Genomic DNA, 14,025 nt, shown 5'->3' with positions numbered 1-14,025 from the left:
GGCTACGGCGGGATCGAACGCTGGCTCTGGGCAGTGGCGGAAGGCGCCCGAGCCGCAGGCGCCGACGTACACCTCCTCGGCCCCGGCTGGAGGACCGACCTCGGAGTGGACTGGGCTCTGCGCCCGGTCCGGCTTGAGGACCTCCAGCCGGGTACCCGGACGACCCGCGAGCTGCGCGCGACCGAATACGACCTGCTCGTCGTCGGACATGAATACCCGTCACATCCCCAGTGGCGGAAGGTCTGGGACGAGCTCGACTGCGATGTCGCGACCTTCCAGCACTCACCCGTGTTCCAGCACACGGTGGACGCGTTCGACGGCCGACGCTCCAGGCTCTACTGCTACTCACCGGAGATGGCCGCGCGCTACGCGACGCACAAGCCGGTCCTGGAACACGCCGTCCACCTTGGCATCGGCGAAGCCGAGCCGCCGGCCGTTCCCGGCTGCGACCTGGTCTGGCTCGGCCGCATCGACGAGGAGAAGGCACCCCACCTCGCAGTCCGAGCCGCCCAGCTGCTCGGACGACGGATCAGCATCGTCGGCCCCGTGTTCGACACCGACTACCTGCGCAGGCACCAGCCCCTTCTCTCTGCCAACCACGTCACCTGGGTCGGCGAACTGGGCGGCGCCGCCAAGACCGCCACTTTCTCCAATGCCGCCGCATTCGTCTACACGTGCTCCCGAACCTACATAGAGGCCGGCGCCGCGGTATTCGGCGAATCACTGCGGGCCGGCACCCCGGTCGCCGCGCTCTGCTGGCGCGAAGGAACCTGCGCAGAGGCGGCGATCTGCGACACCACCGGAGCCGCCGCGTACGCCGACCCGGACAGCGACGACGAGGCAGCCGCCCGCGCCCTTGCCGTTGCAATCGAACAGGCCCTGACGCTGGACGCGCCCACCGTGCAGGAGATCGGGCTCCAGCGCTTCGACCCGGCACGCCACTTCCGCACTCTGGCGACCCAGCCATGCTGACAACCGATATACCGTCGAGGAAGGTAGGCCTCCTGGACAGCGACCGCCTTGGGCTCGGCCCAAAGTGGGAGATAGCCCAAAGCCCCGACGGACGCTTCGAAATCCGCCACCGCGACCGAGGAACGCCGTACCGGCCGACGACCCGACCCCACTCGTGGGCCAGCCTGCTGGACCGACTGGAGCACAGCTTCCGCGCGGCAGGCGTGCCGCGAGCCAGACCACTGCCGACGAAATGGGGCCGAGACACCGAACTGACGATCTCCGCCGTCCAGGCGCTCGACCCCCTCCTCAAGGACGGCGAACCGTACGTCCTCCGCCGAGGCTACCTTCCTCAGCCAGTCGTCAGGATGACCGGCGAGCGGCACCCCACCGGCGCCCTAAGAGACGGATTCCTCACCTCGTTCGTCAACGTCTCGCGCATCGAACCCATCGCCCAGAAGGCCGAGTTCACCGGAATCCTCGACCACTGGCTCACGGTGCTCTCCGATATCGGACTCCACGCCAGGCACATCACCATCCACGGGCACAACGCAGTCTGGAGACGGCGAGAGGTCTGCGGATTCACCGTGCACTTCCGCCACCTGGACCTGCCGATCAGCGACATCGTCCTGCTCTGGAACGCCGAAGACCCCACCAGCATGGCAGTGGACCTGGGCTCCGGACTCGAACGCCTCGCCTGGGCACGCACCCGCCAACCCTGGTGGGACCTAGTCCTCGACCGCTTCGCCACGACGGGCGCGACACCCGACGCGCTCGACGCCATCCGGACCGCCACCCTCCTCGTCGGCGGCGGCATAAGCCCAGCAGCGAGAGGCGCCGGCGGCATAGTCCGCCGAGTCCTTGCCAACGTTCCTGCCGACGCCGCGCCGCTGGGAGTCAGCGCCCTGGTGCGCGCGAGCCACGGCTACTGGAGCCTCACCTCGCCGATGGCCGTGCCCTGGCCTGAGGTCGCGTCCGTCATCGAGCGTGAGATCCACCGACGTGGCCTGAGAGCGGACGTGCCTATTCCAACTCCTCGGGCAGGGTGGAGCTAAGGCGTGAGGGCCAGACGCGACCGCAACCCACCCGTCGAGTTCCACCTCCGCTTCACCTGGACGACCGGATTCTGCTTCAAGTGCGAAGAGGTCACCCAGGTCGCCGAGATCGGAACACTCACCGTTGAACGGGAAACCGTCACCCTCGCGGCCTGCCACCTATGCGCCTGGCGCCTGGAACGGCAGCACCACCACGCCCGCCAGGCCCACCTGCGCGCTCAGCTCGCCACCGCATGGGCCGACGCGACCAGGCGGCGGTGGCCTGTCGCGCGGTCGTGACGGGGCCAGGTCTGCCGCGCACCGCACGGCTGCGCGACGGGTGCGACCCCCTCCGCTGCGCTGAAGGGCCAACCACAGCCGACTCGCACGCCCATCTGTCAGCCCTGCCCCCTACGGTAGAGGAGCGACGAGCGGCTCAGACTGCGGTGGAGAAGACTGGATGAACGAGTTCGAGCTACGCCAGACGGAGCAGGCGCTCCGCGAGGTGCTGTCGGGCAGTGCCCTCGAGTGGGTGCTCAATGAGGTGGATGCCGCCATCGCGGAGGGTGTGGCTGAGGAGAAGGTGCTTCGCCGCCGGAACCGAAGCGGCCAGCAGCGCCGGGCCGCCGAAGGATCACTCTACGAGGCTCTCGAGCGTTCCCTCGTCAGCGCCGAGGAGTACGAGGCATCGCGGAAGCGGGGCTCACTGGTCATCACGACCAGGGCCATGACGGTCCTTGAGCGAGTGGAGTTGCTCCTGCAGGCTCTTCGGCGGGTTCTGGTGGAAGTGCCCCTGATCGAGGAGGAGACCCTCAAGTCGCTCATGGCAGCACCGGCCGACGAAGCCGGCCAGCGCGCCGCCGCCGAAGGCGTCTCGTTCGAACCGGAGGAGGACGCCTTCCGCTCGCGCGATCAGCGCGCGGATCTGCGGTACGGCCGGGTCGAGGACGAGGAACGAGAGCGCCTGACAGTCCTCTTCAACGACGCCATGAGCGAGGTCCAGAGTTGAGTCCCGTCAATCAGCTGATCCACGAGATTCAGAACCTTCTCGCGACGCAGCAGGTGCCGTACCACTCCGCCTCGGCTCCCTCGGACGTCTATGAGGGATACGTATTCTCGCTGATCGCGGCGACCGCAAGCCGGCACGGCGCCACCGTCACCTACGAGGATGTCTACGGGGCAAATGCCACCAAGCTCGTCTTCCGCACGAGCCCCGGCCAGCTATACGGCAGCAGCCAGCCCTTCACGCATGCGCGAATCGAGTTCCAGGGGGCGCCTGCACTCGAACTGCATCTCGGGGTCCAGGTGCAGGGCACCTCCGGTGTCCTGCACGAGTGCGACGTTCTCCTGCTGCCCGTAGAGGAGGCGGCCCTGAGCCGCGCTGAACGGATCGCTCCTCGGGGCAGCCAATGCCTGCTTATCATCGAGTGCAAGTACTATGTGGCCCCCATGAACATCGGCCTCGCTCGGAATTTCGAGGGGCTGCGCGCCGATATTCGTACCCACAGCGAACTCTTCGTCTCCAACACGAGCACGTCAAGCATTGTGCGCTACCTGCACGCGCGCAAGCGCGGGTCGGAGCGAGACGTAGTGCCGAACTCGGCCCAAGCCGGCTACCTCCAAGGGAAGATCCGCGAAGTCTTCAAGGATTACCTCAGTCGGCACTCTCCTTCAACGGTGATCTGATCAAGCCCTGGGACTCCAGCCTGGCTCCGTGATCTCGTGGTGGACCCGGCATCCCCAGCTCAGAGTGCCGGGCGAACATGATGTCGGGTTTCGGGCGGGGCGTAGAGCTGCGGTTGGGCGGGAACCCTGGCGAGGCGCCCACCATGGCGCGTGCCTGGCCAAGGAGTTCGATGGCGTGGCTCAGGCGGCGATGCTGGAGCGGGAAAGAAGATCAACAAGCGGGGGTTGTCCCGGGGGAGGGATATCGTTGGCGAGTCGCCCGCACAGGGATTACGACGCCCAGCGTGGCTTCACCCAGCAGGACACGCCCGGCCTATACATGCCGAGCGCGCCCCAAACTTGGGGTGACCAGCAGGAACACCACGGCCTTCGGGTCACCCACCCTTTGACGAGCAAGGACACCCCCGACTGATGGCAGTGACCCAACAGGAGATCGAGAACCGGCTGTGGGACGCCGCCGACGAGCTGCGTGTGGCGATGCCTGAATCGCAGTACTCCTCGGTCGTCTTCCCGCTGATGTTCTGGAAGTACCTGTCGGACACCTGGGAGCACCGCCGCCAGGAGTTCCAGGCCGAGAACCAGGGCCTGGACTACTCCGCTGAGGAAGCCCGCGAGATCGAGTACCGCGACTACCAGTCGTTCGAGATCCCGTTCATCCACCCCGGCACCGTCCAAGAGCGTCGTTCCTCTTGGGCGTCCATCCTCGCCACCGTCACCCGGCCCGGCCTCGGCCAGCGGGTCCGCGCCTCCCTGCAGGCCATCGAGACGGCCAACCCTGACAAGTTCTCCCGCATCTTCGGGACCATGACCTGGACGTCCGAAGAGGTGCTGTCGGGGGAGGTCCTGGCAGCGGTCATGCAGGCGATGGACCGAGTCCCGAAGATGCACGAGGGCAACATGTCCTACGACGTGCTCGGTGGGGCGTACGAGTACCTGCTGAAGCGCTTCTCCGACGGGTCTGGCACCCGCGCCGGCCAGTTCTTCACCCCGCGCGAGGTCGTCGAGCTGCTCGTCGAGGTCCTGGACCCCCAAAACCGCGACTCGGTGTACGACCCGACGTGTGGGTCGGGCGGCATGCTCATCGCCTCCGCGAACCTCCTGAAGGCACACAATAAGCGTGGCTACACGCTCAAGCTGCACGGGCAGGAGGCCGTAGCGGACACCGCGGGTGTGGCACGCATGAACCTCTTCATGCACAACCTCACCGACTTCAAGGTCGAGGTTGGCGACACCCTGAAGGACCCGCGCTTCAAGAAGTCGGACGGATCCGTCGCGCAGTTCGACGTGATCCTCGCCAACCCGCCTTACAGCTTGAAATGGAAGCCCTGGACCAAGGACCCGCGTGCCATCGGTGGAGTCGCGCCCCTGTCATCGGCGGACTGGGCGTTCGTGCAGCACATGATCGCCAGCATGGACCCGATGAAGGGCCGCGCCGGCGTCGTCCTTCCTCACGGCGTTCTCTTCCGCGGCGGCCAGGAAGCAGCTATCCGCCAGCGAGTCCTGGATGACGACCTCCTGGAAGCCGTGATCGGGCTGCCGGCGAATCTCTTCTACTCGACGGCCATCCCCACGACGATCCTGGTGTTTCGAGCATCCGGTACCAAGCCCCCGGAGCGCAAGGGCGGGGTGCTGTTCATCGATGCCTCCAAGCGGTTCACCAAGGCCAAGAACCGCAATGTCCTCACCAAGGTCGACATCGCCGACATGGTGCGCGCCTACCAGGCGGACTTCGACGCCGACGGCAACCCGGTGGACCTCAGCGTAGAAGCTGCTCTGCCAGCACGGTTCGTGCCCACCACGGAGATCGTGGCTCATGGATACGACCTGAAGATTGACAGGTACGTCAAGCAGGTCGTCACTGAGAGCGAAGACCTTGGCACCCTTATCGACGCCTACAACGTCGCGCGTGCCGAACGGCAGAAGAGCGAGGCTCGCATGCTCGCCGTACTCGCCGACGCCGGGATCGAGGGATTCGATGAGTGACTCGAGCAATGACCAGGCCGCCGAAGTGCAGGAGGGCTGGATCCGGGCGCCTTTGGCACGGTTTCTCGTGCCGAAGGTTGAATCTGTGGACGTGGACCCGCAACAGATGTACCCAACCGTCGGGGTGCTGAACAGGGGGCGAGGGCTCCTCTACCGCGATCCCGTAGCGGGGAGCTCAACCTCCTACAAGAAGCTCAACCGGATTGGCTCGGGCGTGCTTGTCTACAGTCGACTCAAGGCGTTCGAGGGTGCGATCACCGTCACGCCCGACGACCTGCCGGAATCGTACGCGTCACAAGAATTCCCCACGTTCGCCTTCGCGTCCGACGTGGACCCCGAGTTCTTTCGCATTCTCACCACGACTCAATCCATGTGGGATGCCCTTCAGGGCGCCTCCAAGGGGATGGGTGGCAGGCGTGAGCGAGTGAAACCCGCGGACTTCCTCAACATCGTCATGGACATTCCATCGCTGCCGGCACAGGAGCGGATCGTCGAGGTCATTCGCGCAGTCGACGACCAGATCACCGCGCTCGGCGCTGAAGCAGACGCGCTAGAAAAAACTCTCGACGGTTTGATTGCAACCGAGTTCTCAACTGCCGATCGCAATGCGCCCTTGGGAGATATTGCTGAAGTTCAGCTAGGCAAGATGCTCTCAAAGGAACGGGCTGCAGGACCGGAGCAAGCCCCGTATGTCCGGAACGCGGACGTGCAGTGGCAGGGTCTGAACCTCACCGATCTGAAGACGATGACGTTCACTGAGAAGGACCGTGGACGGTTTGCGCTGCGCGCCGGCGACATCCTCTCGTGCGAGGGTGGCGATCCAGGCCGAAGCGTCATCCTGTCCGAGGACCTTGATGGGATCTACTATCAAAAGGCCGTGCACCGTGTACGTGCCACTGGGGTGAACCCTCGCTTCCTCTACGTCGCCATCAAGCATTCCTACGCAAGCGGCGCGATTGCAGACCTGTGCACCGTTACGACCATTAAGCACCTGACCGCCGAGAAGTATCGAACTCTTCGCGTTCCATTGCTCGATGATGAACAACAGGTGCGAGCAGTCGAGGTGCATGACGCGTTCTTCGCTCAGGTCGCCGCGATCCGGGCCGAGGCCAGCCGCTTGAGCGGAGTACGCGCTGGCCTGCTGGCGGGGCTGCTGGACCGCACCATTTAGATTGAGTCTGCCGAACTGGGGGGTTGAACTGTGGCGAAGGGCATTCGGGAGCGCGAGTTCCAGAACTTGATGATCCGGTGGTCCCTCCCTATGGGCTGGGGCTTCACCGCGGGGCGGGCGTTGCCGCGTGAGACGACGCAGACAGTGATTGCCTCTCAGCTGCGAGATGCCATCGTCAGGTTGAACCCCCGGGTGATCGGGGGGTTCGACGTGGACGCCGTGGTCGAGGAAATCGTCGCGACGATCAATGCTGTCGAAGGCGGACTGGTTCGGGCCAACAAGCAGGTACTGCGCCTGCTGCGCGGACACAAGGAGTTCCGGGACGCCGATGGCGTGTGGCACGCCCTAAAGGTCATCGACTTCGAGCACCCGACTGCCAACACGCTGGTCGTGTCCGATGAGGTGACCATCACCGTCCCCGGCAAGACCTCCCGCCGCTTCGACCTCGTGTACTGGGTCAACGGCCTGCCCCTAGTCGTGGTCGAGGTGAAGTCACCGACCGCAAAGTCCGGGTGGGTCGACGCCGCCAACGAGATCAACAACGTGTACGCCACCGAGTACCCGTGGTTCTTCACGCCCAACGTGTTCGCCGTCGCCTCCGACGGGCTGAAGCTGCGGTTCGGTGCCGCCGGCGCGCCCACGAACCTGTGGCAGCCGTTCCGGTCCACCGCCGACGACGAGAACCTGTCCGGGCAGGCCGACGTGAAGCGCTCCGTCGAGCTGCTCATGAATCCGGCCACGATCCTGGACATGCTCGCCAACTTCGTCCTCTTCGACACTGCCGGGGGTGGGGCTGACATCAAATACCTGCCCCGCTATCCGCAGATGGAGGCCGCCCACCTGATCCACGAGCGGGTCCTGGAGGGCGGGTCGAAAGGTCTGGTCTGGCACCATCAGGGGTCGGGGAAGACGCTGCTGATGGTCTTCGCCGCCTCGCTGCTGCTGGCTGACACCCGCACCGATTCACCCACGATCATCCTGCTCTCGGACCGGACCCACCTCGTGCGGCACACCGCCGGGGTGTTCACCTCCGCCATGGGGGATGCCTACTTCCACCGGCCCAAGACCAGCCAGAAGCTGCGTTCCCTGCTGGCCGACGATGTGCGCGGTGTCATCTCCACGACCGTCCACAAGTTCGCCGACGCTGGCGAGAACCTGTCGACCAGGGCCAACATCATCGTGCTGGTCGACGAGGCACACCGCACCCAGTCCGACAAGAAGAAGTCCCTGGCCGGGCAGATGCGCGCAGCGCTGCCGAACGCGAAGTTCTTCGGCATGACCGGCACCCCCGTACGGAACCTCGCCACTGACACCTTCGCCCTCTTCGGCGAGGAGGCCGACCCGGGCAGGGTGCTGCACCGCTACTCGGTGTCCCGGTCTCTGCTGGACGAGGCGACCGTGCCGGTCGTGCTGGACCCGCGCCCGGTCGTCTTCGAGATGAACGACCAGGAGTTGCAGGCCGAGTTCGACCAGTTCGCCGACGATTTCGATCTCGATGACCCCGACCGTGAGACGCTGTCCCGGAAGTTCGGCCGTCTCACCTCGGTCTTCGCCAACCCCGACCGCATCCACGCGGTCTGCCAGGACATCGTGGACCACTACCTGGCTGGCACCTACCGCAACGGGCTCAAGGCCCAGGTCGTCGCCTTCAACCGCGAGCTGGCCGTGGCATACATGGAGAAGATCAACGAGCTGCTGGCCGGCTTCGAGGCGTCACAGGTGCTCGCCGAGGTCGGGAAGCACGTCCGGATCACCGCCGAGGTGAACATCTCCGTCTCGGATGCCAAGGACGAAGTCGCCGCCATGAAGCCGTTCCAGCTCTCGGAGGCCGAGGAGGAGGAGCAGAAGCGGCGGTTCCTCTCCCCGGACGACCCGCTGTGCTTCCTGGTGGTGACCGCAAAGCTGATGACGGGGTTCGACGCCCCGAACGAGGGCGTTCTCTACCTGGACAAGCCCTTGAAGGCCCACAGCCTGTTCCAGACCATCACCCGCCCGAACCGCACCTGGGTGTCCCCGACGGGGTTCGTGAAGACCCGCGGCGTGGTCGTGGACTACATCGGCCTGGCCGAGGAGGTCCAGCGGGCCGTCGTCGACCCCACCTCGAAGGGAGCCGGCAAGGGCGGCGGATTCGTCACTGACTTGTCCGAGCTGGTCGCCGAGTTCCGCACCACCTTCGCCCGCATCGAAGACCTCCTCGCGGACGTGGACGGCCTCGACCTCACAGTCCACGGTTACGAGTCCGTACGGGCCATCAACGTCTTCCTGGACGCCAACCCTGACGCGGCCGAGGTGTTCACGAAGGACTACCGGCTCCTGGCCCGCCTGTACCCGCTCATCAACACCGACAAGCGGGTCGCCAAGTACCAGGACGGCTTCGGGCTGTTCGGATCGGTGTACACGACTCTGTTCAAGAAGTCCTCCGATGAGGAGAGGAAGGAACGGCTGGGCGAGCTGGGGCCGATGGTCCTGGAGATCATCAACGCTCACGTCCACTCCTTCTCCGTGGCCGCCTCCCAGGAGGAAGCCCTCGTCCTGGACGCTCAGGGCATTGTCATCCTGAAGGAGCTGCTGGCCCTCGTCCGCCCCAAGCCCGACAAGGGTGACGGTGAGGACAAGACGCCGCCGTCCGCGGCGGAGATCCTGGACCACATCAAGGCCGCCCTCGACAAGGGCGTCGAACCGGGGTCCGCGAGGTACACCGCCCTCGCGGAGCGGATAAGGCTGCTGCGCGACCGGATCATCCAGAACGCTCAGGACGCCCTGGACTTCCTGTCCGAGGCGCTCCGGATCGCCCGCGCCGTCGTAGACGCCGAAAAGCACCCCGACACGGCCGTCGTCGTGCTGGACGACGACCACGTGGGTGTCCTGTCGCGGATCATCCACGACCACGCGCCGTCCGGCCTCACAGTCACCGAAAGGAACCTGGCCGAGGAGATCGACCAGGTAGTCACCCGCACCCTCGCCCGATCGTGGGACAACGCCGACGCTCGCAACCGGGGCGCCCGCCGCGCCACCGCCGCAGTCTTCCGCCGGTACATGCTGAAGCCAGTGGGGGAACCGTACGACTCCACCGTGGCCTACATCGAAGCCCACTACCTCGTCGACTGACGACCCGGCGGAGGCCCGGCAAGCTGTGACGGCTGCCGGGCCTCGTCGCTGCGCGACCCAGACCTACGCTAATCCTCTGCTCCATTACTGACCTCGGCGCTTCAAGGTGATGGCGGCGGGAGGTCGAGGGAAAGTCCGGTCCCGGTGAGGAAGCCGTCGAGGATGTCGGAGCGGTACTGCAGTCGTTTGAGTCGGTTGCGGACGAGGGCTTCGAGGCGGTCGAGGGCGACGCTGGCAAGGTTCACGAGACTGCGTTTGACATGGGCCCACAGGTACTCGACCGCGTTCAGCTCGGGTGCGTAGGCAGGCAGGATGAACACCGACAGCCAGTCCCGCGCGTCGATCAGGTCGCGCATCGCATGGGAGACGTGGGTGTTCAGCCGGTCCCACACCAGCACGATCGGCGCCTTGACCAGCTGGTGAACCCCGTCGATCAGGCCGATGTAGTCGTGCTCGGACAGGCTGCGGCGCTCGCCCTTGCGTCCGGTGTGCCGACGCAGCCGGTGGCACAGCCGGGTCCGGGAGCCCGGTCGCATCGCGATCAGCCCGGCGGCCGAGACCCGTCCCGAGCGGCTGCCGCTGACCTTCACCACCGGGGTGATGCCGCGGCGTCCCCACGTGCGTCCCTTGGGCGGCCTGCGGGTGAACCCGGCTTCGTCCTCGAAGCATATGAAGCCGTTGCAGGCCGCCCGAGCGCTTTTACCTCCGCCCAAGTCGCCTCCTTCCATGTGGTGACGGCCTGCTCGTCGCGTTCGGCTGCCCGACGCACGGGGACCCGCGGGGTGAAGCCCAGCCGACGCATCAGACGGGTGGCCCCCGAGACGCTGTGGGACACGTGGAACTTCCGCCCGATCAGCGTGGCGACCCGCGCGCCGGTCCAGACCTGGTCCTGGTCCCAGCCGTGGGCGGCCGGTCCCTGCTCGAGATACTCGGCGAGCTTGTCCTGGCATCGAGCCGACAGCTTGCACCGCTGCCCACCCGGTCCCCGTGAAACCAGCGCCCCGGCCCCGTCCTCCCGCCAGGCCTGATGCCACTGGTAGGCCGATTTCGCGGTCACCCGCAACCTGCGGGCAACCTCCCTCGGTGGGACACCTTCGTCGAACAACGTGGCGGCCTCCAGCCGCACCGACTCGCGGCGCTGACGTGCCTTCGCCGTCAGCCCGCCCCCATCCGCATAGCGCATACCAACGACATAGCGCGCAAATGACCGTCCGTCAGCTACGCAAACAGGCCAATCACTTTGAAGCGCCAAGGTCAGTAACCGGTGCTTCCTCAGCACCTGGTTCCGCGAGCGGCTTCTCCTCCGGTGCAGCGGTGCGCCGGTACTGCGGATGGTCGAGGTCCATCTGCTTCGCCGCGTGCAGAGGAAGGGGGAAGCGGGAGCGTCCGTCCCAGAACTGGGCCTGGTGGGAGAGCTTCGCTGTGGTGATGGCGAGAGCCTCCTCAGAGACGCCCTCGGCGCATGCGAGCGGGTAGATCTCGTTGGCCGTCATGGAGTACCAGTTCTGGGGCATCTCACCCTTGCGTCGTCCCTCCTTCTTGTCGGAGAAGACGGAGGGCTTCGCGTCCCATCGGGTGTACTTGGATCCCAGCCGGCCTGCGCCGTCCCCATCGAAGGCGCGTGGCACGTTGCAGAAGATCCACACCGGGGTGCCGAAGTCCGTGGTGACCTGGTACAGCGTGGTCGCGGTGTCCTGTTCCACAGGGTCGCCGCCCTTGGCCTTGGCGATCCGGGTCGTGCTGACCGGTTGCGGAACCTCCTCATCGCTGACGTTAATACGGATGACGGCCTGGGGCCGCTCGTCACGGCTCAGGGTGCTGCCGGGAAGCCAGTAGCGGCTGTTGCGCTTCTCGGGAGAGCTGCCGAGACGCATGTTCTGCAGCCCGTCCCACATCCGTCGTGAGGCAAGCTCGTCCACGGTGACGACGTACGGGGTGTCGTCCAGTTCCTCGGACAGATCGGCGAGGGCTCGCTCGACGGTCTCGGCCGCGTCGTCCCATCGCTGCCGGTAGGTCTTCTTGTCGCCGGTGCCCTCGGGGTAGGCGCTGGCGTGGAAGGCCGGTTGTGCCAGGCGGTAGGGCTGCCATACAGGCCGGGTGGAGCTCCAACCGAGCATCGTCCAGGTGCCACCGGCAACCGCCGGGGGCACGAGGGCCGAGGCGGTGATGACCACCTTGGGCTGGCCGAACTCTCCCTTACGCCTGTTCTGCTGCCTTACGTGGATGCCGACGTGGGCGATGCGGTCGACCGGATAGCCCGCCTTCTCGGGTTGCAGCGCATTGGCGATGCGGTCGTCGATGACGCCGAGCGAGCGGTAGAGGTCGAGGAGGGCCATCTCGGCGGGGTGGTCCTTCGCCTTGGGCTTGATAACGCCCTTCTCGTCCTTGCCCCGGAGGTACTGGGTCGGGACACCGAGGTCAGCGAGGATCTTCCTGGTCTGAGGCTTGGCGTCAAGGTCGTCGGGGCTCGTCTCACCGCCGCCGTCGGCGTCGGCCGCTGTGGGGATCTCGGTCTCGCACCAGGCACCGACAAGCACCCCGTCCTGGGACCGAAGCGCGGCTCCGGTGGCCGCCAGCGCCTCCTTGCGGCCACCGGAGGGCCCAGGTTCAAGGAAGTCGCCGGCCTGATGGAAAACGGCGGTGATCTGATCTCCGTACAGGCTGAGCTCGTCGCCACCGCGCGGGTCGAGGCCCTCTGGCTCGAGGCCGAAGGTCTTGCAGAAGGTGTCGAGCATCCGCAGTCGGGTTTCGTCCCGATACCACAGGCAGACGATACGCAGCTTCTTGAAGCCGGCAGCTTCGATGGAGGCGAAGATGGACTCCGGGGTGGGGAAGAGGCTGCCGCGTTGGCGGATCGGGCCGAGCGTCTTCGGATCCGGATGCTGCTCGCGCTCCGCCTTGCGGCGCAGGTACTCCTGCTTGGAAATGTTCTCCGGGTCGGTGGGGCGGTGCGGGAGGCTCATTCGCACCTCGAGCATGTCCAGGTGCTCGGCGCGGTCGGCGAAGACGTTGGTGAAGTGCTGGTGCAGGAGCCGAAGGTGGTGCATGCCAGTGCCGGTGCCGATGGGGAAGGAGAAGTTCTTCGGCAGGATGGGCCAGACCTGTCCGGGGTGCTCGCGCGGGAAGCGGGCTGCTTCCTTCTTTTCCTTCGCGTCGGCGAGGAGCTTCTGCTCCCGCTTCGAACGGTCGTCGATGGTGCGCAGGATCGAGTAGTTCATCTCCAGCCGGCCGAGGGCCTGGAGAGCGAGGCGGTTGATGGTGCGGGCGCCACCGCGGCCGTTGAGCTTGACCTCGAGCAGTGGGTTGTCCGGGCCGGGCTGCTCCGCGAGGGCGGTGGTGGAGAAGACGAGGGAGGAGGAGACGCGGGTCACCCGGGAGCTCAGCAGCAGCACGGGGTTGGCGACGTTGGGCAGGGTCTTCAGCTTCAGCGCGGTCCGGGAGAGGGCGAAGCGGCCTCCCTGTTCGTTCTGCCAGGGGTCGTCGAAGGCGACCAGGCCGCCGGTGGTGTCCGCCCGTAGTTGGATGGACTTGCTGTCGGAGATCGCCCAGGGCTCGGCGGCGAAGCGTCGGGACAGCTCCCAGGCAACTGTGCTGAAGAGCCAGTTGGGGGCACTGGGTTGGGTGTTGTTGGTGGGTTGGAGGTACTCGGCCAGCAGGTGCGTGCGCTCCGGGGTGTCGGCGATCCGCTTGGCCAGTTCGGGCGCTGTGGTGATGTCGATCGTGCTGACGTCCTGACCGAGGGCCAGGTAGTGGGTGAGGGTGAAGACGCGGCGGAGCAGTTTGCTGTCGACTGGGCGGAGCGAGGCGAGGAACGGGGCGCGGCGGTCCGGGTCGAAGCAGACGTAGCCGCCGCTCATCATGCTCAGGACGGTGGTGGCGATGGAGTAAGGGGCCTGGGCCGAGTCATTGTTGAACTTCTTCTTGCACAGGTGGTCGAAGTCGTCCCAGAGCTTCCAGGTCGCTTCGTCGAAGTGCCGCACGTGGACAACGGCATCGCCGACCAGCTCGGGGGTGCAGCGGAAGGCGAGGGTGTTGAGGTACTTGCCGGGTGCGCGGTCCTGGTCGCCCGGTGCGGGGTCCTGCTCGGTCACG

11 protein-coding genes are annotated in these 14,025 nt (G+C 66.2%); 8 read left to right on the top strand and 3 right to left on the bottom strand.

From position 1 onward, the window contains the following. Nucleotides 1-105: 105 nt before the first annotated feature. From ACIGXM_RS05760 to ACIGXM_RS05725, 8 genes are all read left to right on the top strand, one after another. The gene (locus tag ACIGXM_RS05760; RefSeq protein WP_396557131.1) at nt 106-972 is read left to right on the top strand and encodes a glycosyltransferase; all 867 of its coding nucleotides are present in this window, start codon (nt 106-108) and stop codon (nt 970-972) included. After that, nucleotides 966-2,006: a hypothetical protein gene (locus tag ACIGXM_RS05755; RefSeq protein WP_396557129.1), complete on the top strand. Its 1,041-nt coding sequence runs from the start codon at nt 966-968 to the stop codon at nt 2,004-2,006. The genes ACIGXM_RS05760 and ACIGXM_RS05755 overlap by 7 nt, the downstream gene beginning before the upstream one ends. 3 nt (nt 2,007-2,009) lie before the next feature. After that, nucleotides 2,010-2,285 carry a hypothetical protein gene (locus ACIGXM_RS05750; RefSeq protein ID WP_396557127.1) on the top strand — a complete coding sequence of 92 codons (276 nt, stop codon included), beginning with the start codon at nt 2,010-2,012 and terminating at the stop codon, nt 2,283-2,285. A gap of 160 nt (nt 2,286-2,445) precedes the next feature. Then, entirely contained in the window at nt 2,446-2,994 is a 549-nt protein-coding gene (locus ACIGXM_RS05745) for a hypothetical protein (RefSeq protein WP_396557126.1), read from the top strand. Next, entirely contained in the window at nt 2,991-3,671 is a 681-nt protein-coding gene (locus ACIGXM_RS05740) for a hypothetical protein (protein ID WP_396557124.1), read from the top strand. Before ACIGXM_RS05745 ends, ACIGXM_RS05740 begins: the two co-directional genes overlap by 4 nt. 411 nt (nt 3,672-4,082) lie before the next feature. Continuing rightward, nucleotides 4,083-5,654: an N-6 DNA methylase gene (locus tag ACIGXM_RS05735; protein WP_396557122.1), complete on the top strand. Its 1,572-nt coding sequence runs from the start codon at nt 4,083-4,085 to the stop codon at nt 5,652-5,654. Further along, complete coding sequence (locus ACIGXM_RS05730; RefSeq protein WP_396557120.1) at nt 5,647-6,825, top strand: restriction endonuclease subunit S; 1,179 nt, start codon at nt 5,647-5,649, stop codon at nt 6,823-6,825. Before ACIGXM_RS05735 ends, ACIGXM_RS05730 begins: the two co-directional genes overlap by 8 nt. Nucleotides 6,826-6,894: 69 nt before the next feature. Further along, complete coding sequence (locus ACIGXM_RS05725) at nt 6,895-9,933, top strand: type I restriction endonuclease subunit R (RefSeq protein WP_396557398.1); 3,039 nt, start codon at nt 6,895-6,897, stop codon at nt 9,931-9,933. A gap of 101 nt (nt 9,934-10,034) precedes the next feature. On the opposite strand, the gene ACIGXM_RS05720 is transcribed toward ACIGXM_RS05725, so the two are convergent. From ACIGXM_RS05720 to ACIGXM_RS05710, 3 genes are read right to left on the bottom strand one after another with little or no spacing between them, the layout of a single operon-like run. Then, the gene (locus ACIGXM_RS05720) at nt 10,035-10,604 is read right to left on the bottom strand and encodes a transposase (RefSeq protein WP_396557396.1); all 570 of its coding nucleotides are present in this window, start codon (nt 10,602-10,604) and stop codon (nt 10,035-10,037) included. Beyond that, nucleotides 10,520-11,116, bottom strand: a complete 597-nt coding sequence (locus ACIGXM_RS05715; RefSeq protein WP_396557118.1) for a winged helix-turn-helix domain-containing protein — start codon at nt 11,114-11,116, stop codon at nt 10,520-10,522. The genes ACIGXM_RS05720 and ACIGXM_RS05715 overlap by 85 nt, the downstream gene beginning before the upstream one ends. A gap of 52 nt (nt 11,117-11,168) precedes the next feature. Further along, nucleotides 11,169-14,024, bottom strand: coding sequence for an RNaseH domain-containing protein (locus ACIGXM_RS05710; RefSeq protein ID WP_396557116.1), 2,856 nt, complete (start codon nt 14,022-14,024; stop codon nt 11,169-11,171). Between the last annotated feature and the right edge of the window lies 1 nt (nt 14,025).

Source organism: Kitasatospora sp. NPDC052896 (assembly GCF_044547075.1).
In the GTDB taxonomy this organism is placed as follows: domain Bacteria; phylum Actinomycetota; class Actinomycetes; order Streptomycetales; family Streptomycetaceae; genus Kitasatospora.
Note: the sequence above shows the minus strand (reverse complement) of the source record. Positions and strands in the feature narration are given on the sequence as shown.

What these genes read in the sequence shown, in the direction of transcription:
- ACIGXM_RS05755 (WP_396557129.1), top strand. Translation starts at nt 966, where the DNA reads ATGCTGACAACCGATATACCGTCGAGGAAGGTAGGCCTCCTGGACAGC.
- ACIGXM_RS05745 (WP_396557126.1), top strand. Translation starts at nt 2,446, where the DNA reads ATGAACGAGTTCGAGCTACGCCAGACGGAGCAGGCGCTCCGCGAGGTG.
- ACIGXM_RS05735 (WP_396557122.1), top strand. Translation starts at nt 4,083, where the DNA reads ATGGCAGTGACCCAACAGGAGATCGAGAACCGGCTGTGGGACGCCGCC.
- ACIGXM_RS05730 (WP_396557120.1), top strand. Translation starts at nt 5,647, where the DNA reads ATGAGTGACTCGAGCAATGACCAGGCCGCCGAAGTGCAGGAGGGCTGG.
- ACIGXM_RS05725 (WP_396557398.1), top strand. Translation starts at nt 6,895, where the DNA reads ATGATCCGGTGGTCCCTCCCTATGGGCTGGGGCTTCACCGCGGGGCGG.
- ACIGXM_RS05715 (WP_396557118.1), bottom strand. Translation starts at nt 11,116, where the DNA reads ATGCGCTATGCGGATGGGGGCGGGCTGACGGCGAAGGCACGTCAGCGC.